24 protein-coding genes are annotated in these 21,698 nt (G+C 44.6%); 10 read left to right on the top strand and 14 right to left on the bottom strand.

Annotation, left to right across the window (positions count from 1 at the left end; genetic code table 11):
• Positions 1-48: 48 nt before the first annotated feature.
• The 3 genes from queD (at position 49) to RAM70_RS21155 (ending at position 1,251) form a co-directional block, all read left to right on the top strand.
• Positions 49-423, top strand: coding sequence for a 6-carboxytetrahydropterin synthase QueD (gene queD / locus RAM70_RS21165; protein WP_312675488.1), 375 nt, complete (start codon positions 49-51; stop codon positions 421-423).
• A gap of 77 nt (positions 424-500) precedes the next feature.
• Complete coding sequence (locus RAM70_RS21160; RefSeq protein WP_288000418.1) at positions 501-944, top strand: DUF29 domain-containing protein; 444 nt, start codon at positions 501-503, stop codon at positions 942-944.
• Positions 945-1,155: 211 nt separating this feature from the next.
• Positions 1,156-1,251 carry a type II toxin-antitoxin system HicB family antitoxin gene (locus RAM70_RS21155; protein WP_238567866.1) on the top strand — a complete coding sequence of 32 codons (96 nt, stop codon included), beginning with the start codon at positions 1,156-1,158 and terminating at the stop codon, positions 1,249-1,251.
• Positions 1,252-1,422: 171 nt separating this feature from the next.
• On the opposite strand, the gene RAM70_RS21150 is transcribed toward RAM70_RS21155, so the two are convergent.
• Positions 1,423-2,061, bottom strand: coding sequence for a PEP-CTERM sorting domain-containing protein (locus RAM70_RS21150; RefSeq protein WP_312675487.1), 639 nt, complete (start codon positions 2,059-2,061; stop codon positions 1,423-1,425).
• Between the two features lie 330 nt (positions 2,062-2,391).
• On the opposite strand from RAM70_RS21150, the gene RAM70_RS21145 reads away from it, so the two are divergent.
• Positions 2,392-3,132 (top strand): Uma2 family endonuclease, encoded by a 741-nt coding sequence (locus RAM70_RS21145; protein WP_190380922.1) that lies wholly within the window; start codon positions 2,392-2,394, stop codon positions 3,130-3,132.
• Between the two features lie 6 nt (positions 3,133-3,138).
• Here the strand turns inward: RAM70_RS21145 and rpsF are convergent, their stop codons facing one another.
• Entirely contained in the window at positions 3,139-3,528 is a 390-nt protein-coding gene (gene rpsF / locus RAM70_RS21140; RefSeq protein ID WP_002769143.1) for a 30S ribosomal protein S6, read from the bottom strand.
• A gap of 145 nt (positions 3,529-3,673) precedes the next feature.
• Between rpsF and RAM70_RS21135 the strand changes: the two genes are divergently transcribed.
• Positions 3,674-4,456 carry a fumarylacetoacetate hydrolase family protein gene (locus tag RAM70_RS21135; protein WP_045360927.1) on the top strand — a complete coding sequence of 261 codons (783 nt, stop codon included), beginning with the start codon at positions 3,674-3,676 and terminating at the stop codon, positions 4,454-4,456.
• On the opposite strand, the gene tpiA is transcribed toward RAM70_RS21135, so the two are convergent.
• The 7 genes from tpiA to RAM70_RS21100 form a co-directional block, all read right to left on the bottom strand.
• Positions 4,453-5,178, bottom strand: coding sequence for a triose-phosphate isomerase (tpiA, locus tag RAM70_RS21130; RefSeq protein WP_072024881.1), 726 nt, complete (start codon positions 5,176-5,178; stop codon positions 4,453-4,455). The two genes, RAM70_RS21135 and tpiA, sit on opposite strands and share 4 nt — an antisense overlap.
• Before the next feature lie 246 nt (positions 5,179-5,424).
• Positions 5,425-5,958 carry a DNA starvation/stationary phase protection protein Dps gene (gene dps / locus RAM70_RS21125; RefSeq protein ID WP_045360931.1) on the bottom strand — a complete coding sequence of 178 codons (534 nt, stop codon included), beginning with the start codon at positions 5,956-5,958 and terminating at the stop codon, positions 5,425-5,427.
• Between the two features lie 257 nt (positions 5,959-6,215).
• Positions 6,216-6,443, bottom strand: coding sequence for a type II toxin-antitoxin system HicA family toxin (locus tag RAM70_RS21120; protein ID WP_002739431.1), 228 nt, complete (start codon positions 6,441-6,443; stop codon positions 6,216-6,218).
• Between the two features lie 2 nt (positions 6,444-6,445).
• Positions 6,446-6,652, bottom strand: a complete 207-nt coding sequence (locus RAM70_RS21115; RefSeq protein WP_002739432.1) for a type II toxin-antitoxin system HicB family antitoxin — start codon at positions 6,650-6,652, stop codon at positions 6,446-6,448.
• Positions 6,653-6,850: 198 nt separating this feature from the next.
• On the bottom strand, positions 6,851-8,137 hold the full coding sequence (locus tag RAM70_RS21110) for an RNA-guided endonuclease InsQ/TnpB family protein (protein ID WP_312675483.1): 1,287 nt from the start codon (positions 8,135-8,137) through the stop codon (positions 6,851-6,853).
• A gap of 178 nt (positions 8,138-8,315) precedes the next feature.
• Entirely contained in the window at positions 8,316-8,666 is a 351-nt protein-coding gene (locus RAM70_RS21105) for a hypothetical protein (protein ID WP_043997237.1), read from the bottom strand.
• Between the two features lie 208 nt (positions 8,667-8,874).
• Positions 8,875-9,606: a glutathione peroxidase gene (locus RAM70_RS21100; protein WP_045360933.1), complete on the bottom strand. Its 732-nt coding sequence runs from the start codon at positions 9,604-9,606 to the stop codon at positions 8,875-8,877.
• A 252-nt stretch (positions 9,607-9,858) separates the two neighbouring features.
• On the opposite strand from RAM70_RS21100, the gene RAM70_RS21095 reads away from it, so the two are divergent.
• Positions 9,859-10,809 (top strand): undecaprenyl-diphosphate phosphatase, encoded by a 951-nt coding sequence (locus RAM70_RS21095; protein ID WP_190380866.1) that lies wholly within the window; start codon positions 9,859-9,861, stop codon positions 10,807-10,809.
• Between the two features lie 276 nt (positions 10,810-11,085).
• Here RAM70_RS21095 and RAM70_RS21090 read toward each other — a convergent pair whose 3' ends face one another.
• The 5 genes from RAM70_RS21090 to tig form a co-directional block, all read right to left on the bottom strand.
• Positions 11,086-11,943, bottom strand: a complete 858-nt coding sequence (locus RAM70_RS21090; protein WP_190380865.1) for an alpha/beta fold hydrolase — start codon at positions 11,941-11,943, stop codon at positions 11,086-11,088.
• On the bottom strand, positions 11,921-12,130 hold the full coding sequence (locus RAM70_RS21085) for a hypothetical protein (RefSeq protein ID WP_002752152.1): 210 nt from the start codon (positions 12,128-12,130) through the stop codon (positions 11,921-11,923). Before RAM70_RS21085 ends, RAM70_RS21090 begins: the two co-directional genes overlap by 23 nt.
• 21 nt (positions 12,131-12,151) lie before the next feature.
• Positions 12,152-13,486 (bottom strand): ATP-dependent protease ATP-binding subunit ClpX, encoded by a 1,335-nt coding sequence (clpX, locus tag RAM70_RS21080; RefSeq protein ID WP_045360942.1) that lies wholly within the window; start codon positions 13,484-13,486, stop codon positions 12,152-12,154.
• 10 nt (positions 13,487-13,496) lie between these two features.
• Positions 13,497-14,198, bottom strand: a complete 702-nt coding sequence (gene clpP / locus RAM70_RS21075; protein WP_002736918.1) for an ATP-dependent Clp endopeptidase proteolytic subunit ClpP — start codon at positions 14,196-14,198, stop codon at positions 13,497-13,499.
• Between the two features lie 434 nt (positions 14,199-14,632).
• Positions 14,633-16,024: a trigger factor gene (gene tig / locus RAM70_RS21070; protein WP_312675475.1), complete on the bottom strand. Its 1,392-nt coding sequence runs from the start codon at positions 16,022-16,024 to the stop codon at positions 14,633-14,635.
• A 324-nt stretch (positions 16,025-16,348) separates the two neighbouring features.
• Between tig and RAM70_RS21065 the strand changes: the two genes are divergently transcribed.
• The 4 genes from RAM70_RS21065 to larB all read left to right on the top strand — a co-directional run bounded on the left by RAM70_RS21065 (position 16,349) and on the right by larB (position 21,634).
• Entirely contained in the window at positions 16,349-17,386 is a 1,038-nt protein-coding gene (locus RAM70_RS21065; RefSeq protein ID WP_045360946.1) for an aspartate-semialdehyde dehydrogenase, read from the top strand.
• A 281-nt stretch (positions 17,387-17,667) separates the two neighbouring features.
• Positions 17,668-18,561 carry a 4-hydroxy-tetrahydrodipicolinate synthase gene (dapA, locus tag RAM70_RS21060; protein WP_045360948.1) on the top strand — a complete coding sequence of 298 codons (894 nt, stop codon included), beginning with the start codon at positions 17,668-17,670 and terminating at the stop codon, positions 18,559-18,561.
• Positions 18,562-18,803: 242 nt separating this feature from the next.
• A complete protein-coding gene (locus RAM70_RS21055) occupies positions 18,804-20,552 on the top strand; it encodes a ribonuclease J (protein ID WP_312675469.1) in 1,749 nt (582 codons plus the stop codon).
• A gap of 311 nt (positions 20,553-20,863) precedes the next feature.
• Positions 20,864-21,634, top strand: coding sequence for a nickel pincer cofactor biosynthesis protein LarB (gene larB, locus RAM70_RS21050; RefSeq protein WP_108936202.1), 771 nt, complete (start codon positions 20,864-20,866; stop codon positions 21,632-21,634).
• The last annotated feature ends 64 nt before the right edge of the window (positions 21,635-21,698 follow it).

Raw genomic sequence — 21,698 nt, 5'->3', positions numbered from 1 at the left:
GGCAAAATAAATAAACCAGATGTAACCGATAGTATCGACCGATTAACCATGGCAGAATGGATTATTTACAAAGAATTTCGCTTTGAAGCAGCCCATTGTTTACCCCATTATGAAGGTAAATGTCGTCGTCTCCACGGTCATAGTTGGCTAGGACGCGTCTATGTGAAAAGTCATTATTTACAGTCCCAAGGCTCACAACAGGGAATGGTGATGGATTTTGGCGAAATTAAACAATATTTACAGCCGCTACTCGATAATTTTCTCGACCATCATTATCTCAATGAAACCACTGGTTTAGAAAATCCCACCAGTGAAGAATTATCGCGCTGGATCTATGAAAAATTGGCAAAAGCTGGTTTCCCCGGGCTTCATGCCGTCGAAATCCGCGAAACCTGTACCTCTGGATGCACCTATTACCCCTAATCGGCAAGGTATCATTAGCTAGGATGGATTGCAAACCTATCCCACGAATCAGATGAAGGAGTTAGGAGAAACCTAATATGCTATCTACTGCCAAGAAACTTTATGAAACAGACTTTAATCTTTGGGTAGAAGAAACTGCTAAATTACTTAAAGAAGGTAAGTGGGAGTACCTCGATTTAGAAAATCTGATCGAGGAAATTGAGGCAATGGGTAGGAGTGATAAAAAGGCTTTGAAAAGTAATTTAGAAAAGCTATTGCTTCACCTCCTTAAATGGAAGTATCAACCCTCTAAACGTTCTCATAATTGGCAGTATTCTATCACCGAACAATGTTTGAGATTGTTAGAATTTTTTGAAGATAGTCCCAGTCTCAAGGTATATTTTAAGGAAGTTTTTGATCAGTGTTATCAAAATGCTTGCCTACTTGCCGCTAGAGAAACAGGGTTAGATAAAAAAACTTTTCCTGATATCTGTCCTTTTGCCAAAATTGATATCCTCAATCCTGAATATCTACCGGATTAATACTAAGTAGGTGGGTATTAAAAAGTTTCAGATACCCCCGCCTATCGGCACCCCCCTTATTAAGGGGAGCAGGGGGGATCGAACCTAAAATTCATGTTTAATTTAATTATAACCAGCTACTTAATATTGAATCACTGGTTAACATCAAAACTACTGGTTAAAGTTTATGAAATTCCCCGTCACGCTCTACCAAGATGAAGAAGGATAGTACATTGTAGAATGTCCTATTATTCCGGGCTGCCTGAGTCAAGGTGAGACTCAAGAAGAAGCTCTACAAAATATCAAAGAGGCGATTGACTTATGTTGAGAAGTTAGAAAAGAAAAAGGTTTACCTTTGACAATTATAAAATAGCAGGTTGGTCCTTGCTATTGCTCAACCCAACCCCTATTTTTCTATATGTAGGTAGGTGTTAAAAACCGTCATATACCCCCCTTATTAAGGGAAGATTAAGGGGGGATAAATCCCAAAGTTCTCAACTCAATTGTCCTGTTTTGACTTCTTCCCTTGAGATAGTTTGCGCGGGCAGAAAGCACCCAATCCCAATACACCTAAGCCCAGAATTGTGCTAGGTTCAGGTACAGATGGGGATGGGGATATTGGTTGAGCAGTACCCGAAATTTCTCCGACCCGAAATCCTGAAATAAATCCGGCATCTCGAACAACAAAATCAAGAGTGTTGATGCCCGCTTGAAACCCACTGTTAATGTTGAAAGGACTAAAAGATATAAAATTAGAACCAGCCGGATTGTTAGGAATTGTCCCAATGCTAACTCCGTTAATTAAGATTTGATCAAGAAAATTGTCAGCAGCCCATGTACCCGCGATGGAGGCTGTACTTGGGTTGAGTCCAGTTAGGTCGAAAGTTGTCCTGAAGGTTCGTGTGACATTTGTGGGTTGACCATCAAATTGTTGCCAAATCCAGCGAGAGCTTGAACTATTAGAAAGCCAATCACCAGGTATATTACTCTGACTCACAACAATTCCAGGACCTGAAGGACTCACAATACTGTAATGAGGATCAGAGGCACCATCACCAAGAGCTATAGCAAAATTATCCACACCAGTGGTAAAAAGACCTGGAATACTAGCAGCTTGCGCTGTACTTCCTACCGCCATACTGATAAGTATTACCCCCCCCCGACGGAGTTTTTGATAAGTTTCACTAATAACATAAGCAAATACCTCTTAAAAAATGGCGTTGTGGTCGCCAGATTAGCATTTTTGTTTGTATATGTCAAGCCCTTGCCGTTAAATTTATCAAATCTTAACAATACTCTAAGTTACTTATAAAAATAAAAGTATGTTAGCGACAGCTTAACACGCCCTACTTAGACAACTTTGGCAGGAGGTCTAAGGCAAAGCCGTCCTAAAAGGATGGGGTTTTAAACCCAGGATTTGCGGTGATACAATAAAGTTAAGCAAAAATGCGATCGCAAGAGATAAAGCATGGTTCAAGCACCCATCGAACCCCAACTTTTCTATCCTGACTCCGACGGTAAACCTATGGCCGACAACACAGTTCAATATCGCTGGATTGTTCGCTTGGTTGCCAATCTCAAGTATTTATTTAAGGAGCAAACCGTCTTTGTCGCCGGGGATTTGCTCTGGTATCCCCAGCAGGTAATTGTACCACCTGCTCCCTGTCAAGCTCCCGATGCCATGGTAGTTTTCGGCCGTCCACCGGGTGAGCGGGGCAGCTATAAACAATGGGAAGAAGACAATATTGCTCCCCAGGTAGTGTTTGAAATCCTCTCCCCTAACAATAGTGCTAGGGAAATGCTCAAAAAGCAGTCTTTCTATCGGGAGTATGGGGTATTAGAGATGTTTTTCTATGACCCAGACTCCCATGATTTCTGGGGATTGGTGCGGGCCAATCAGCAAGAGGATTTTTTCCCAGTAACGGCCTTGAATTTTCCCTGGACTTCCCCAATCCTAGGGATTCGGTTCGAGATGTTTGAAGAGGGTTTAGAGGTCTTTTATCCCAATGGGGAACGATTTAAAGACCCTGAAACCCTCTTTGAGGAACGCAACCAAGCACAACAAGAACGCAACCAAGCACAACAAGAACGCAACCAAGCACAACAAGAACGTGACCAAGCACAACAAGAGCGCAACCAAGCACAACAAGAACGTGACCTCGCTTTTGCCCGATTACGCGAATTGGGCATTGACCCGACACAGTTGTGACTATAATTAATCTTCAGCGGAGATACCGTCATCTTCCACCACCGCTTCGGTGATAGGAGAGGGGGGAATTTCCGTTAAGGGAGATAAATCGGCAGGGGGGGCCACCACGCGATCGAGTTTTAGGGTTAAATAACGAATAACCTCATCACTTAAACGCATGGCCCGTTCCATGGGGGCGACTTGTTTGCCGCTGGCCTGATAATTCATCTGCACATAGACACCATCATTGAGTTTTTTGATGGGATAGGCCAGACGTTTTTTACCCCACACCTTCACTTGAATGTCTGTGGCGCTGTGTTCGCTAATCAGAGTCCGATAACGTTCCACTTGTTGCTGAACGACTTCTTCCCCTAAATCGGGACGGAGAATGTAAAGAGTTTCGTAGTTATTGCTCATCTCAGAATCCTTATGGACTAGAAGGCTTCTTTGTCAAGACCGGAGGTTAATTGATTTTAATAACTCTCTAGCTTTTAATAAAGAAGCAAGGATATATGATCATACTACTATCCGAGAGTCGATCGCTAGTCATTCCCAGAAAAATATGGCGCAACGCTATGTACGAGTGAAACATCGTCAAGGACAAATCTTCTACGGACTGTTACAGCTAAACCGTAGCGTTGCCGTCTTTGATGTCCCTCCCTGGCAAGGAGGGCAACTAACCAAACTAGAATTAGAACCTGATAGCTACCAACTATTAGCCCCCTGTTTCCCGTCGAAAATTATTGCTGTAGGCAAAAATTACCGCGCCCACGCCGCCGAGATGGGAACACCTGTACCGGAAGAACCGCTTTTATTTCTCAAGCCACCGACGACAATTATCGCCGACGGTGAAACAATTTTTTATCCGCCCCAATCGGAAAGAGTGGATTATGAGGGAGAATTAGCCCTAATTATCGGAGAAACCGCCAAAAAATGCACCACAGCCCAGGCCAGAAGCAAAATCTGGGGTTATACCATTGCTAACGATGTCACCGCTAGGGATTTACAGAAAAAAGATAGCCAATGGACGCGGGCGAAAGGATTTGATAGTTTTTGTCCCCTCGGCCCTTGGATTGTCCGGGAATTGAGTATCGGGGCGCAATTAACCACTTTTCTCAATGATGGCAGCGACCCCAAACAAAGCAGTTATCTCAGTGATATGGTCTTTCCCCCCGATGTCTTGGTGGCTTATATCTCCCAAGTGATGACCCTGCTGCCAGGGGATGTGATTCTAACGGGAACTCCCGAAGGAATCGGACCGATGCAGGTGGGGGATAAGGTTCGGGTGGAAATAGAAGGCATCGGCGTTTTGGAAAATAGCGTTATGGCAGCAGAAATCGATTAGCGATAATTAACAATTCGGGCGAATACGGCGGGGTCTAGACTCGCCCCACCGACTAAAGCCCCGTTTATCTGCGATTGAGCCATAATTTCATCGATATTATCGGGTTTTACCGAACCACCGTACTGAATGGTTACTTCGGGATTGTCTAATTGTTGCCGAATCAAACCGATAACCCGATTGGCTTCCTCGCTTTCGCAGGTTTCCCCGGTGCCAATCGCCCAGATGGGTTCATAGGCGATAACGAGGTTTTTTGGGTCAACATTGACTAAACCCCCTTGAATTTGCTTGATAATTACCTTTTCCGTTTCTCCGGCATCTCTTTGGGCTTTACTTTCTCCCACACAGATAATCGGGGTTAAACCTTGTTTTTGGGCAGATATGACCCTCAAATTGACTGTTTCATCGGTTTCGCCGAAATATTGCCGGCGTTCACTGTGACCGATAACCACATAGTGAACCCCAATTTCGGTTAACATATCCGACGAGATTTCGCCCGTATAAGCCCCCGATTTTTCCCAGTGGACATTTTGCGCCCCTAAGCGAATACGACCACCGTGGAGGGTTTTAGAGAGGACAGCTAAAGCTGTGAAAGGCGCACAAAGAACTACTTCTCGGTCGTCGGGGGTTTCCTCTAGATGGGATTTAAAATCTTGCAAAAACTCCAAAGCTTCTCTTTGAGTTTTGTGCATTTTCCAGTTACCTGCAATAACAACTTTCGGCACAGCTTAATTAATTTAGTAGATTTGATAATTTATGGCACATTTTACTGTAAGCCTTTTTGTTACCCTAAGCAAGATCACCGATAATCGCTGTTTGTCTTGAACAGATTTCTTTAATACTTTTACCTCTAAGGACCTATGCCCTAGGCCCCTACCAACCACCCTAGGCGTGATGTGGGGATGCAAGGGCCTAGTTCCAAAATCTAAGGTGTATTAGGCTACGTTAACACACCCCAAATTTATCTATATTTAACCGATAACATCTTCCGATTTAATCAGATGCGCTTCTAGGAACCAAAGACGTTTATCGATGTCCCGAGAGATTTCCGTATAGAGATCTGCTGTGTCGGCATCCCCTTGATTGCCAGTGGTATCAATCGCAGAACGAAGATGGGCGGCGTATAAGGCATAACGTTCGGCTAAAGCAACGATATGTTCACTACCATCGACGATATTAGCTGGATATTCCGGCAGAATCGAGTTAGCGGCAGCGATGCGCGCTGTTCCCAAAGCGGTTCCACCTAAAGCGGTAATCCGTTCTGCTACCATGTCCCCATAGCCTTCTAATTCCGTGGCCATTTCGTCGAATAGGCTGTGCAATTGGTAGAAATTTAAACCTTTTACATTCCAGTGGGCCTGTTTAACCTGAGTTTTTAGGTCTAAACTAGCGGCAAGGGTTTGGCTTAAGATTTCAACCACAGCTTTGCGGATATCTAATGCTAAATCGATACGAGTGGCGTAGTATTGTCCCGTGGTTTTGGTTTTGACTGAAGTGGCTACCATAATCTTTCTCCTTGATCAGTTAACAAATACTCGATAATTTTTGTGGGTGCATAAGGGACTGATTTTGATCCTATTGGACGTTGATAATAAACTGAAAAACGGCCAATTAATTCGGAAAACAAGTAGCTGATAACTGATACTTCCAATGCGCTCAGTACAAGTAACGGCTCGAATCAGCGGCATCAGACAACCTTGAACTGAGCATCAGCAGCCTTCGTCCGTCTGCTGCACTCGAATTGTCAGACCTCTCTTATCGCTCATCTCATGCCAGAAACAAATTCTTGTACCGTAATTCCAGCAGTACGAATAAGACTACGAAGCGTACCCTTTGCCACTTCACGATGATCAGGAACAGAGAGTGTTACCTGTTCGCCCTCCTTAACCATGATAATATGGCTGGCACTTTGACGCGCAACTTGCCAGCCGAAGGTTTCAAATACTCGGACTACCTCACGTCCGCTGAGAACAGGAAGAGCAGAGGACATGATTATGCCATTACCTCTACTTGGTGAGTTTCAATCGTTAGGGGTAGCCCACGTTCTGCACGAACTTGAAGGCAGGCGATAATTGCATCTCTGATATTTTCAAGAGCTTCTGCTCTCGTTTTACCTTGGCTGACACAACCCGGAATGCTGGGGCATTCTACAACCCAAACTCCATCTTCGTCACGGTCAAGTGTTACAGTCAACTTCATAAGTACCTAAGCAAAATTAATTACACATATCTAACCACCTCTTGCCTCTTGCCTCTTGCCTCTTGCCTATCTTCACTAGGAAATTAATTTTGCACGACTACTTAAGTTTTCACCACAATCTCCCCGCTTATAGTTTACCTCGTGTTCTCACCTACCTATTAGTGGATGACAAGAACCTTCATTGACATACTCCCACCGTCAAGCTACGCTGTGACGGGGGATTCTTGACCTATCACTATCGGAAATTCCTTGTTCAACGAGACAGCTTAGATTCTCAATGTCTCCATTAAAAACCCAGAGGTCGGACTCTCCCAAGGCGTTTGGGTCGGTTTCTGTTTGCCCAACAGTACCGTTGAGATGATTTCCCAAATATTTCAACCCTTTTTTCAGAATATTTATTGCTGCATTATGATCCCTATCTAAGATTGTTTGACAATTAGGACATTGATGAGTTCTAGTGCTTAATGTTTTTTGAACTCTCGTCCCACAAACTGAACAATCTTGAGTCGTGAAATGGGGAGGAACAGCAACACAGACAATCCGATAAATCTTGGCAAAATAATTTAACCATTCAGTAAATTGATACCAAGAAGCATCGGAAATCGACTTGGCAAGCTTACGGTTTTTTACTAAGTTTCTTACCTTTAAAGCTTCATAGACGACCAGATCATTAGACTGGACTAACGCCAAAGCATCTTTAATTGCTTTGTCTTTACGTTGTCTTGATACTTTAAGATGAAGTCTAGCCACTTTTATCCGTTGCTTGTGATAGTTGTTAGACTGTTTCTTTCCTTGACGAAATTGTTTTGATAATCTCCTTTGTGCTTTTTTCAGTCGTTTTTCTGACTTTCTTAAATAACGGGGATTCCCTACGGTATTGCCTTGGGCATCGGTATAAAACTCTTTTAACCCTAAGTCAATTCCTGTTATTTGTCCCGTTGGTTTATGGTATTCTTGCCGTTCTACGTCAATCAGAAACTGGCAATAATAACCGTCAGCGCGTCTAACAACTCTTACCCGTTTAATCTGTTGCTCTGAATAATAAACTAAGGTCTTTTGACTACACCATAAATCAAATTCTCCTGCTTTAAAGCCATCGGTAAACTTAATTTTACGTCTATCATCAGATAGTTTGTAGCCTGTTAGTTTGTACTCAACGGAACGACTATGCTTTTTGAACCGAGGAAACCCCTTTTTTCCCGGTATCTTGGCATGACAATTCTGGTAAAATTTAGTAATTGATTGCCAGGCTCTATCAGCAGCCGATTGACGAGCTTGAGAGTTTAATTTGTTAACCCAAGGGGTCTCTTTATTGTTAGCTAGTACCGAGCAAAGTTTTTGGAGATCATTGCGGGTTGTACCCTTATGATCCATCCAATAACGAACACAAGAATTACGCACAAACTGAGAAGTTCTAATAGCTTCATCAAGTTTTTGGTATTGTTCTGGTGTCCCGTTTTTTAACTTGGCTTCTACGACTAGCATTGATTAATCTTCGACCCTGGATAAATTAAGTATAACACAGTTTACCTACAAATGGTAGAATTAAAATCGTGCTTCGCGGTTGATATTCTGGTCGGATTTCATCCCCCGCAAAGGTGAGTATCTTGTCGAAAAATCTAGCGGGGGCATTCATCCGACATTTTAGGTAATCAAAGCTACATCAAGGAAGATACCGAATTGGGTTTTGCCCACCTTCAGCAAACTCAACCCAATTTACGGATGTTGCCCCTATGTACTGAACATGAGTTAATCGAATGTCGTATCGACCTTCCCTGTCTGCTGGCTCTGCACCAGCATGGTTCGCTATGTACAAATTATTCGCATTATTCTCATAATCACGATGATAAAGAATAATACGGTCAACTTCACGATTGGGATCGATCTTCCACTGACCCGTTGAACCAGTGTTGTCATCGTGGAGAACAAAGTGTTTTCCCTCTGTAAAGATAACGACTACCTTTTCATTTGGCTTTATGAAGTCACGGGCTTTCACAAAATCAGCAATTCTCATACTTGTGAGGCACAAAGTTTCTGGTTTTAGTTAGGGAACAGGCAACAGATGGTGTACTTTATAAGACTGAGAAACGCTATAAATGATTAACGAAATACATCAGACTACAATCACACCCAACAAAAAAGCTCTAACTTGCCCGGGCAAAACCTCTCACAGATATCTCTCCAGTTGCAATGGAAAGATAACTTGAGGTCTAACTGATTGATTATGCTCCCAAATAAGCCGCTAATTCTTCCGAACCGCCAATTAATTGGCCGTCAATGAAGACTTGTGGGGTGGTGGTATTGCCACTCATTGCCCGCAGAGAACGACTGGTGGCATCGCGTCCGAGGATAATTTCTTCGTATTGTAGGCCTTTTTCTTCTAACATTTTCTTGGCCCGGAGGCAGTAGGGACAGCCCACTTTCGAGAAAAGAGAGACTAAAGGCGGTTTTTTGGCTTCTGGGTTGATGTAGTTTAACATCGTTTCCGCATCGGAGACTTTGAAAGGATCTCCCGGTTCTTCCGGTTCGATGAACATTTTCTCGATAACACCATCTTTGACTAGCATCGAATAGCGCCAAGAACGTTTACCGAAACCTAAGTCAGCTTTATCGACTAACATCCCCATTCCTGCGCTAAATTCGCCGTTACCGTCGGGAATCAAGACGACATTATCACATTCTTGATCTTTTGCCCACTCGTTCATGACAAAGGTATCATTCACCGACAAGCAAACAATAGTATCTACGCCATTTTCCCGAAAAACTGGGGCTAATTCGTTATATCCGGGTAAATGAGAGGTGGAACAGGTGGGAGTGAATGCCCCGGGTAAGGCAAAAAGAACAACGGTTTTTCCTTTGAATAATTCCTCGCTGGTGATGTTCACCCATTGATTATTTTGACGTATGGGAAAGGTGACATCGGGAACTCTCTGTCCTTCTCGGTTTGGTAGCATAATCGTCAACTCCTAAGGGCTAAGTCGTACTCATTTCGAGTTTGTATGATTTAAGTGTACTCATAACGACTATGAGTTGTCAATAAGTATTTATACTTAAATCAGGAGACAGGAGACAGGAGACAGGAGACAGGAGACAGGAGAATGGGAAATAGACAAAAGGCAGTAATATTGATTAGTTAATTTCCCCAACTCTCACACCCCACACCCCACACCCCACACCCTACACCCAACCCCTTTTTTTACTGAAAAATGATGTTTTCCTTACTGAAAAAAAGCTATAAATGGCTAGGACTAGCGATAATAACGGTGATTTTGGCGATTACACCCGCCGCCATTGCCCAATCAACCACTAGCACCATACCTCTGGCCAAAATTAACTGGTTACAGGCGATTTTTTTGGGATTTGTGCAGGGAGTGACGGAATTTTTGCCGATTAGCAGTACCGCCCATTTAAAAGCGATTCCCGTCTTTTTGGGTTGGGGAGATCCTGGTGTCACCTATACGGCAGTGATTCAATTGGGCAGTATTGCGGCGGTATTGTCCTATTTTTGGCAGGATTTAAGGCAAATATCCACGGGAATGGTGAAAGCGGTGGCTAGTTCCGATTATCGTTCCCAGGATTTTCGTTTAGCCGTGGGGATTATCCTAGGCACAATTCCGATCGTTTTCTTCGGTTTGTTAATGAAACTTTTCATTCCCGATTTAGATAACTCCCCCCTGAGAAGCATGACAGCGATCGCCTGTGCCTCTATAGTCATGTCTTTACTCTTAGGTACGGCCGAAAAAATCGGGAAACATAAACGCAGTTTTGAGACTTTGCGACAAAAAGACGGGGTTTTAATGGGATTAGCCCAAGCTTTAGCGCTAATACCGGGGGTATCTCGTTCTGGGTCCACCTTAACTGCCGGGTTATTCATGGGTTTAGAAAGGGCCGTAGCGGCGCGATTTTCCTTTCTTTTGGGGATTCCGGCGATAACTTTAGCCGGTTTAGTGGAATTTAAAGGCGTTCTCGACCAGATTAACACCAGTGAATTAATTCCCCTCGCTATTGGGGTAATTTCCTCGGGGATATTTTCCTATCTTTCGATCGCTTGGTTATTAGATTATCTCAAAAAACAGAGTACCTGGGTTTTTGTCTGGTATCGTCTCTTTTTCGGGGTTACTATCCTGATTGGTGTGGCCTGGGGGCGTTTTTCCTGACCTTTTGGCATTCTAATTAGGGTTTGCGGCAAAAAGTTTGTTGGTGGGGTTAGGAGTCAGGAGTCAGGAGTCAGGAGTCAGGAGTCAGGAGGGGTAGTCAGAATAACAGAATGACCTCGCGCACTGGGAAGCAGAACCCTTTGTAATCACCTCCGGAAAGTGCAAGGGTTTTGAGTCTCTCGGATCGATTTCTCAACCTTTATTTCTTGCACTTTTTTGGCTAAAAAAGTCCCAAAACCGCTTTCTAGTAAGGCTTCCAGTAATTTTCAGCAAACCCTAATTAATTTCTAAAAAATCTTGCAATTTTTGTAGATAAGTAGGGGCATCTTCTAACATGGGAAAGTGAGCAGTATTAGCCATCTCCACATACTGGATATTATTATTCAAATCCGCCGCCATTTTGCCCATTTTGGCGGGGATAATAATGTCTTTTTCTCCCGATACTAAAAGAGTTGGTATCTTAATCTCGGCAAATTTACCCGGCATAATTTCCACTGCTTTTTTACTCACAGATGTATAAATTGTGCCTAGGGCGGCCTCGTAATCTGCCGCTAAAAAATCCTCTAAAAAAGCAATTCTTTCTGATTTTGGGATCGCTCGATGCAAGAATCTCGCCATAAATAATCGATCGGCAAAAGGTACTTTTAAAAACCAATCATAACGAAACTGTACCACATACTTACCGAATTTATGGAAGGCAGCAAAAGCCACTTTATTATACTCAAAAATGCCATTACAGGTTAAAACTGCTTTGACCACTCTTTCGGGGTACATAGTAATAAAAAAAGTCGCCACCGATGCCCCCATAGAGTGACTATTGAGATAGATTTTTTCCATTTCCAAACTATCTAAAAACAAGGCCAAATCAAGGGCATATTCTTCTAAATCGTAGGAAAGATCGGGGGATTTTTCCGGCAATTTAGACCGACCAAAACCCCGCATATCGTACAATAAACAATCAAAGCGATCGCAAATTGCCGCAGCCGTCGATCGCCAATAGCGTCCCGATCCTCCCCAACCATGAATAAACACCATCACCGGCTTTTTCTGGGCAGATTCCGACTCCCGAATCCACTCGTAATAGTGGGGAACACCGCGGACAGTGACTGTTTTATCGATTATTTGAGTTTTCATGATAGATGTCATCTTCCAGATTATCCCAAATCTTAGCCAGTGCAGTTTCGCTGACTTTTTGCCAGAAATCCGAGTTTGTCTCCTCCGGGATGAGGGTGACTAGAACTCTAGTACCCTCTGGAATCGGCACGGATTCGAGGAGTTCGATCCGGCCTTCTTTGACGATCGCAGGAACGGTGTTCAGCATGGTTAACCTCGATTTTTCCCCTTAAGCGGATTCTTGACTAGGTAGAGAGGAAGGATGAACCAATAGATCTGCCGTGGAACGTTTTTCCACCATTTCGCGGGTGATTAAACAGCGTTTCACGTCCTTGCGCGAGGGCAATTCGTACATGACATCGAGCATTAATTCCTCGACAATACCCCGTAGGGCCCGGGCCCCGGTTTTGCGACGATAGGCCTCTTGGGCGATCGCTAGGACGGCATCAGATTTAAACTCTAACTGTACATTGTCCATCTTCAACAGTTTTTGATACTGTTTCACCAAAGCGTTGCGGGGTTGCGTCAGGATAGCGATTAAAGCTTCCTCATCCAGGGGTGACAGTGCCGCTAGGACGGGAATCCGACCGACAAACTCTGGAATCATGCCAAATTTGACTAAATCATCGGGAGTCATTTGTTTTAATAACCCTGCCGCTACCTTATCCTTACTAGCTTGGCCATCTCCCGGTTGAATAAAGCCCATGGATTTTTTACCGAGACGCTGATCGATCACCTTATCTAAACCAACAAACGCCCCACCGCAGATAAACAGGATATTGCTGGTGTCAATCTGAATACAATCCTGATAGGGGTGTTTGCGGCCGCCTTGGGGGGGAACATTGGCGATCGTTCCCTCTAACATTTTCAGTAAAGCTTGCTGTACCCCTTCTCCGGACACATCCCGGGTAATCGAGGTATTTTCGCTCTTGCGGGCAATTTTATCGATTTCATCGATGTAGATAATGCCCCGCTGCGCTTCTTCCACGTCTAAATCTGCCACTTGTAACAGACGCAAGAGAATATTTTCCACATCTTCCCCCACATAACCGGCCTCGGTTAAAGTGGTGGCATCGGCGACAGCAAAAGGTACATCGAGGATTTTAGCAAGAGTTTGAGCTAAAAGGGTTTTTCCCGATCCTGTGGGACCAATTAACAGAATATTGGATTTTTGCAGTTCGATGCTATCTTCCGGATTGCCGCCACTGGCTTTTTGGGTTTGGATATCTTTGAGGCGTTTGTAATGGTTATAAACGGCCACAGAAAGCACTTTTTTCGCCTCATTTTGACCAATAACGTAGTCATCGAGGTATTTTTTAATCTCTCTTGGTTTGGGAATTTGTTCCCACGTGGTTTTATTTTGGCCCGATCGCCGTTTGTTGGGGCGTTCCTCCACTGGGGCGACCGGACTGGGCGGTTCCATCAATTCCTCATCGAGAATTTCGTTACACAGTTCCACACACTCGTCACAAATATAGACCCCCGGCCCGGCGATTAATTTTCGCACTTGTTCCTGGGATTTGCCGCAAAATGAACACTTGAGGTGGGAGTCGTATTTAGACATAGTTTATTATTTACAGGGAAGTAACGGGAACGGTAGGATCGGGCAGTTCGGGACGGGAAATCACCAGATCGATTAACCCATATTCTTTGGCTTCGACGGCCGACATGAAAAAGTCCCGTTCGGTGTCGTTGGCGATGCGATCGTAGGGTTGACCGGTGTGGTGAGCCAGCATGGTATTGAGTCTCTGTTTAATATAGAGGATCTCTTTGGCTTGGATGGCGATATCACTAGCTTGACCTTGGGCGCCGCCGAGGGGTTGGTGAATCATGATCCGGCTACTGGGTAGGGACATCCGTTTACCTGCCGCGCCACCACAAAGCAGGAATGCTCCCATACTAGCGGCTAAACCGAAACAAATTGTCGCCACGTCGGGGCGAATTTGTTGCATGGTGTCGTAGATAGCTAGTCCGGCATAAACGGAACCACCGGGGGAGTTGATATAAAGTTGGATATCTTTTTCGGGATCTTCTGCCTCCAAGTAGAGGAGTTGGGCGACGATCGAATCAGCGACCTGATCATCGACGGGAGTTCCCAGAAAGACAATTCTCTCGCGCAGGAGTCGAGAATAGATATCAAAAGCCCGTTCACCCATGCCAGACTGTTCGATTACCACGGGTAAAACGTTAGCTAGGGAGTTTCTCCCCGTGTTGGCGTAGATAGCAGGGCGACAATTACTGGTAATTGGGTAGTCAGGTGATCTCGATTCGAGCATAATTTTTTCGGTTCCGCTATCACAATCTTAGGGTTTTTGCTTGGCTGTGGAGCTTTTACTGGCAAATGTTAAGCATCTTTAGCACTTCTGTCCATCTATTATGCCCTAAGTTTTCCTTTGTTGGCAGGAATCAGTGATCAGTTATCAGTGATCAGTTATCAGTGATCAGCTTGTGAAGGCAAAAGGCAAAAGGCAAAAGGCAAAAGGCAAAAGGCAAAAGAAAGAATCTGGCAATTGTCTTACCTAAAAATAAGCTTAGAAACTAAGTAGATCAAAGCTTTTAGCTTAATAAATTAGGTTTTAGATTCGGTCGAGTTGTCAGTGCTCACTGATCAGTTATCAGGGAATGGGGGAATGGGGGAATTCAACTAATACCCCAAAACCCTAAGACCCTAAAACCCCAACACCCCAACATGACCGCTAACTCCTTACGGTTATTCTTCCTCGGCTGCCAACACTTCCACTTCGGCGGCTGCTAAGGTTTCTTCTGTTTCCTCCTCCTCGCTTGTTTCTTCCTCTAGGGAACCTTTGGGGACGAGGGTGATAGTAGCCTTTTCCTTCAGCCATGCCAGGGTGTTTTCCGCCAGGATTTCTTCGGTGATCACCTGTTCCAGACGCTGCCTATCTATGTCGCGATCGGACAATTGGGCCATGATATTAGCGATTTTTTCCGTTACCGCTTCGGGACTGACTTCAATGCCTGCGACTTTAGCCAATTCCTGCACCACGAGAGTCTGTTTCAGACTTTCGATCGCATCGGGACGGGCGTTTTCCCGCATTTTGGGAATATTATCTTTTGTAAACAACTGGTTGACATCTAGCCCCATTTGTTGGAACTGCATGAAGCTTTGGGTCAAAATTTGCGTCACTTCCTTTTCGATCAGCGTCTCCGGTAAATCTAAAGTCGCACCCTTGACCAATTCCTTGGTTAAAGCCTCATAAATGCTGTCTTTGGTTTCCTTCTCCGCTTCTTCTCGGAAACGTTTCTCTAAACTTGCTCTTAATTCGGCGATTGTTTCCTGATCGCTGACTTCTTGGGCAAAATCGTCGTCAAGCTCTGGTAATTCCTTCGCTTTTAACTCTTTCATCGTAATTGTAAAGATTACCGCTTTTGCTGCCACATCTTCTTTGGGATAATCTTCTGGGAAAGTTAAAGTCATCTCTTTGACTTCTTCCGGTTTCATGCCGACAATTCCTTCTACCATCCCCTCGATAAAGCGTCCTGGTTCCATATCCACCCGCAGATCTTCGCCGTCAATATCCGGGATATCCTCGCCGGTTTCGGCGGATTTTCCTCGATAATCAACGATCGCCACATCTCCCAGCTGCGCCCCGCGATCTTCCACGGGAACCAATGTCGCTAACTGTTCTTGACGCTCTTTAAACCAATTTTCCACGGATTCGGGATCATAAACGGTTTCTTCGGCAGTAACGCTCAGATTTTCGTAATCTCCGAGAACAATTGTCGGGGCCACATCCACGGAAACTGAAAAAGTCAAAGCTTTACCCGGTTCATAGGCAGCGATCAAATCCTCAAACTGAGACAATAGCTGCGGAGTACCCAGGGACTCGATTCCCTCCTGTTTTAGAGCAGATTCGAGACAATTTTCAAGTAATTCCTCAATTACTGCCGCTTTTACCGCTTTAGTTCCCAATCTTTGCAGAAGAATCTGACGGGGAACCTTACCAGGGCGAAAACCGGGTATATTGGCCGACTTCGCTAAATTCTTGACCACTTGCTCGTGGGTGTTTTTCGTGGTTTCGGCGGGAATTTCAATTTCTAAACCTATCTGACTGGCAGGAAGCTTTTCCTGAATAACTTTCATTGATTTTTCTAGCTCTTACGACAAGGAACGTTTATAATAGGGTGAGCGGTGTTTACGCCTGCGGTGGATCCGTCCCGCTCGTGATATTCTAGGGGAATAGCTGCAGTTGCTCCCCAAGCTCTCACAATCTTTTTATTTTAGCGGTCAATGGGGTATATTTAATTTATTCCGTCCTTGGGGCAGTTAAGCCCAATCAGAAAATTTTGCTGATCAAAAGCCGATCAATCCAAGTTTTAGAATAACTCGGTGGACAAAAAAGATTTTTTACTTTAACGATTTCTTCGGATCATTATCATCACCCAACTCGTCAGGAGGTTACACAATTTGAGTCAAAAAGTACGGGTCGCTATTTTAGGGGCCACCGGGGCCGTGGGAACGGAATTACTAGAGTTATTAGCTAGTCGTCAATTTCCTCTCGCTAGTCTAAAATTACTCGCTTCCGAGCGTTCTGCTGGAAAAACCCTCGATTTTCAGGGCGAAAGTCTCCTAATCGAAGCGGTAAACGAGCGCTCTTTTCAGGACGTGGATATCGTTCTTGCTTCTGCGGGGGGGTCCACCTCGAAAGCTTGGGCGAAAACTATTGTCGAGTCGGGTGCGACGATTATCGATAACTCCAGTGCTTTTCGCATGAATCCCGAAGTGCCTTTAGTTGTCCCGGAAATCAATCCCGACAGTGTGGACAATCACCGGGGCATTATCGCTAATCCCAACTGTACGACAATTCTTTTAGGAGTGGCGATCTGGCCTCTCCACCAAGTACAGGCGATCGAGCGAGTAGTAGTTTCTACTTATCAGTCCGCCAGTGGTGCTGGAGCGCGAGCGATGGAGGAGGTAAAACAGCAAGCACAAGCAATTCTTGATAATCGGCAACCTCCGACCAATTCCTTTCCCTATCCCCTCGCTTTTAATCTTTTTCCCCACAATACGCCGATTAATGGTCAAGGGTACTGCGAGGAAGAAATGAAAATGGTCAACGAAACCCGCAAGATTTTTGCTTGTCCGGGGCTGCGGGTTAGTGCCACCTGTGTAAGGGTTCCCGTCCTGCGGGCCCATTCGGAATCGGTTAACCTAGAATTTAGTCGGCCTTTTTCTGTGGTGAAGGCTAGAGAAATTCTTCAGTACGCTCCGGGGGTAAAATTAGTGGAAGATTGGGACGCTAATTATTTTCCCATGCCAATTGATGCTACCGGTCGCGATGAAGTATTAGTGGGACGCATTCGTCAAGATATCTCCCATCCTAACGGTCTAGAATTGTGGCTATGCGGCGATCAAATTCGCAAGGGTGCGGCTTTAAATGCCGTGCAAATTGCGGAACTTTTAGTCAAGAAAAATCTCGTCGGTTCAAGATTAGCAACAGTTTGATAATTAAGCGATCAGCCATCAGCTAAATCAAGGCGATAATAATTAGAAAAATAGCTAATTAACCGGATAAGTAAAGTCTGAAAGCTGATTGCTGATTGCTCAAAAACTGATAATAAAGGCCGAATCTAAAACCTAATTTGTGAAGCTAAAAGCTTCAATGTACTTAGTTGATAACCTTCTTTTTGGGTAGGAAAATTGCCAGATTCTTTCTTTTGCCTCTTGCCTGTTGCCTCTTGCCTTCAGAAGCTGATAACTGATAACTGATAACTGATAACTGATCAATGAGTGAAACAACATATTTTGGACGAGTAATTACGGCGATGGTGACTCCCTTCACCGTCGAAGGTCAAGTTAATTATGCCCTGGTGGAAAAATTGGCCGATTATCTAGTTACTCACGGTAGCGATGGTATAGTGGTCTGTGGGACGACGGGAGAATCACCCACCCTAAGTTGGCAGGAAGAATACGAACTATTTAGTATTGTCAAAAAAGCGGTTAATGGTCGGGGAAAAGTGATCGCGGGGACGGGTTCTAATTCCACTTCCGAAGCGATCGAAGCTACCCAACAGGCTGCTAAACTGGGTTTAGATGGTTCTTTGCAAGTGGTCCCCTACTACAATAAACCACCCCAAGAGGGTTTATACGAGCATTTTCGCACCATTGCCAAAGCTTGTCCCGATCTGCCAGTAATGCTTTATAATATCCCCGGTCGTACGGGTCAAAATATGACCCCGGAAACGATTATTAAACTGGCAGCAGTTGATAATATTGTGGCGGTAAAAGAAGCTAGTGGTAATTTAGAACAAACCTGCAAGATTTACTGTCATACCCCTGAAAATTTCGCTATTTATTCCGGTGATGATTTTCTCACCTTACCCCTGATGACCTGTGGTGCGGTGGGGGTGGTCAGTGTTGCTAGTCATCTAGTGGGAGAAGAAATACGAGGAATGATTCAAGCTTTCTTAACCGGAGATGCGGCCAAAGCGACCGAGATTAACTTGAAATTATTTCCGTTGTTTAAAGGTTTATTCTGTGCCACTAATCCAATTCCAATTAAAGCGGCCTTAAATCTAGTCGGTTGGGAAGTGGGGGGTCTAAGACTTCCTTTATGTTCCTTAAGTCCAGAGTTAGAAGAAGGATTAGCAAAAATTATGCAAGAATTGGCTTTAATCTAGAAAAATACTAGAAATTCTTGCCCACTAAACTGGGATTTTTCGAGAAAGTAGGTTATAATATTAATAGCTTAACTAGAAGAAAAGAAATATAGTTTAGAACTGCTAGAAAGTATTGATACTAAGTGAATTTAGCTAGGTGTTATTCCCCTAGTTCGACTTATTCTAACTATTCATTTTTTGAGATTTCCCGTCCACAAAACCAACCTGAAAAATCACCATAACTTACCATCAAAGGATACCTAATGAATCAAGATAAAACCCAAGCAAAACTAAAGATCATTCCCCTAGGAGGACTACACGAAATCGGCAAAAACACCTGTGTTTTTGAGTACGATGATGAGATTATTCTCCTGGATGCCGGTTTAGCTTTTCCCTCCGACGATATGCACGGGGTTAATGTAGTGCTTCCCGATATGACTTATCTAAGGGAAAATCGCCATAAAATTAAGGGTATGATCGTCACCCACGGTCATGAAGATCATATCGGTGGCATTCCCTACCATCTCAAACAATTTGATGTGCCAATTATCTACGGTCCGCGTCTAGCGATGGCTTTATTGCGGGATAAATTGGAAGAAGCAGGATTAGCAAATCGTACCAAATTAGAAACCGTAGTTCCTCGGCAAATGGTGCGTTTAGGTAAATCTTTCATGGTGGAATATATCCGCAATACCCACTCGATCGCCGATAGTTTTTGTGTAGCAATTCACACTCCTTTAGGGGTAGTTATTCACACGGGAGATTTTAAAATTGACCATACTCCCGTGGATGGCGAATTCTTTGATCTGCAAAAAATTGCCGAACATGGCGAGAAAGGGGTGCTATGTTTATTGAGTGATTCCACTAACGCGGAAGTACCCGGTTATACTCCCTCGGAAGCTTCCGTTTATCCCGGTTTAGAGCGGGTTTTTAACCAAGCAACGGGACGGATTATGATCACTACCTTTGCCTCTTCGGTGCATCGGATTAATCTGGTGTTGAAATTGGCCCAGAAATTTAACCGGAAAGTGGTGGTAGTGGGTCGATCGATGTTAAATGTCATCGCTCATGCGCGCAATTTGGGGTATATAAAATGTCCCGACGATCTATTTGAACCCTTGAAAGCGACCCGCAATTTAGCCGATGAAAAAATCGTCATTTTAACCACAGGCTCCCAGGGAGAAACTTTAGCGGCCATGACGCGGATTTCTAAGGGTGAACATCCTCATATTCGCGTGCGTCAGGGGGATACGATTGTCTTTTCCGCTAATCCGATTCCGGGTAATACCATCGCTGTGGTCAATACGATTGATCGCCTGATGATGCAGGGTGCTAACGTAGTTTACGGACGCGATAAGGGAATTCACGTTTCTGGCCATGGTTCCCAAGAAGACCATAAATTGATGCTATCTTTGACCCGGCCGAAGTTTTTTGTGCCAGTGCATGGAGAACACCGAATGCTGGTCAAACACGCTCAGATGGCCCAAAGTATGGGGATTCCCGCCGAAAATATGGTAATTGTCAAAAATGGTGACACGATCGAGTTAACTGGCGATCGCATTGGCCTCGGCGCACCAGTGCCTTCGGGAATCGAGTTAGTCGATCAAGCGGGTGTGGTCCACGAACACATTATGCAGGAAAGACAACAGTTAGCCGAAGATGGTGTGATTACGATCGCCGCCTTCGTTAACGGGGAGGGACAATTAAGCGCACCTCCAGAGATTAATTTGCGCGGTGTGGTGACAAAAGTGGAAATCTCGCTGCTGAATCAGTTAATTATTCGGGCGATCGAACGCTGTTTAAGCGATCGCAGTGGTGAATTTAAAACCGCCACGGGGGACCAAGATTGGGCCGGTTTACGGGCCGAAATCGAGACGACTTTGCAACGTTTAATCAAACGGGAGTTACAGAGTCAACCTCTAGTGATTTTCCTCCTGCAAGCGGCGGCAACGGAACCAGCGAACAATCGTACTTATCGCCGCCGCCGTCCCGCAGCTACCATGGCCTCCTAATATCAGTGAGCAGTGAGCAGTAATCAGTAATCAGTGATCAGTAAACAGTGAAAAGATGGCAAGAAACTGCTATTTAATACTGGTCACTTAACACATAAGTAGTCGTGCAAAATTAATTTCCTAGTGAAGATAGGCAAGAGGCAAGGGGCAAGAGGCAAGAGGTGGTTAGATATGTGTAATTAATTTTGCTTAGGTACTTACTGCTCACTTAAAACTCAAATCTGATGACTGATAACTGATAACTGATAACTGATAACTGATAACTGATAACTGATAACTGATAACTGATAACTGATAACTGATAACTGACCATGTTCCATGCTGCCGATTTGCGATCGCTGCTGACCGCCGTTGCCAGGGGAGAAATTAACCCGGAGACAGCCTTAGATAAACTTAAACATCTGGCCTTTGAACCGGTGGAAGACTTCGCTAAAATTGACCATCATCGTCAATTAAGAACGGGATTTCCGGAGGTTATCTGGGGGCCGGGTAAAACCACCGCTCAAATCGCCCAAATTATCAATGTTTTGCGTCAAAATAGTCCCGTGGTTATGGCCACCCGGATTGAAGCAGAGATAGCAGCCCAGCTACAGGAACAGGTAACAGACTTAGTTTATTATCCCTTAGCCCGCATCTGTGCCATTGCCGCAGCTGCCCCAGAAAATCCCCCAAAAGGGATAATTTCCATCCTAACGGCGGGAACTGCCGATATTCCCGTAGCGGAGGAGGCGGCGGTTACTGCTCAATTATGCGGTTTTTCCGTGCAGCGTCTCTGGGATGTGGGAGTAGCGGGAATTCATCGCCTCTTGAATCATCGCCATCTACTGGATGCCGCCGATGTGTTAATTGTTGTTGCGGGAATGGAAGGAGCCTTACCAAGTGTGGTAGCGGGATTAGTTGATCGCCCGGTGATCGCCGTTCCCACCAGTATCGGTTACGGAACCAGTTTCGGTGGTATTGCTCCTTTGTTAACTATGCTCAATTCCTGCGCGGTCGGTGTGGGTGTGGTTAATATCGATAATGGTTTTGGGGCTGCCATGTTAGCCGGCCAAATTTTACGCACGGCGGCCAGACTAGCCTAGATTTTCCCTCATCTCAGGCTGAAAATCCTATACAGTTGGTATAGGGATAAACTACTTTGAAAAA

It is taken from the genome of Microcystis wesenbergii NRERC-220 (genome assembly GCF_032027425.1).
Taxonomy (GTDB): Bacteria; Cyanobacteriota; Cyanobacteriia; order Cyanobacteriales; family Microcystaceae; genus Microcystis; species Microcystis wesenbergii_A.
Note: the sequence above shows the minus strand (reverse complement) of the source record. Positions and strands in the feature narration are given on the sequence as shown.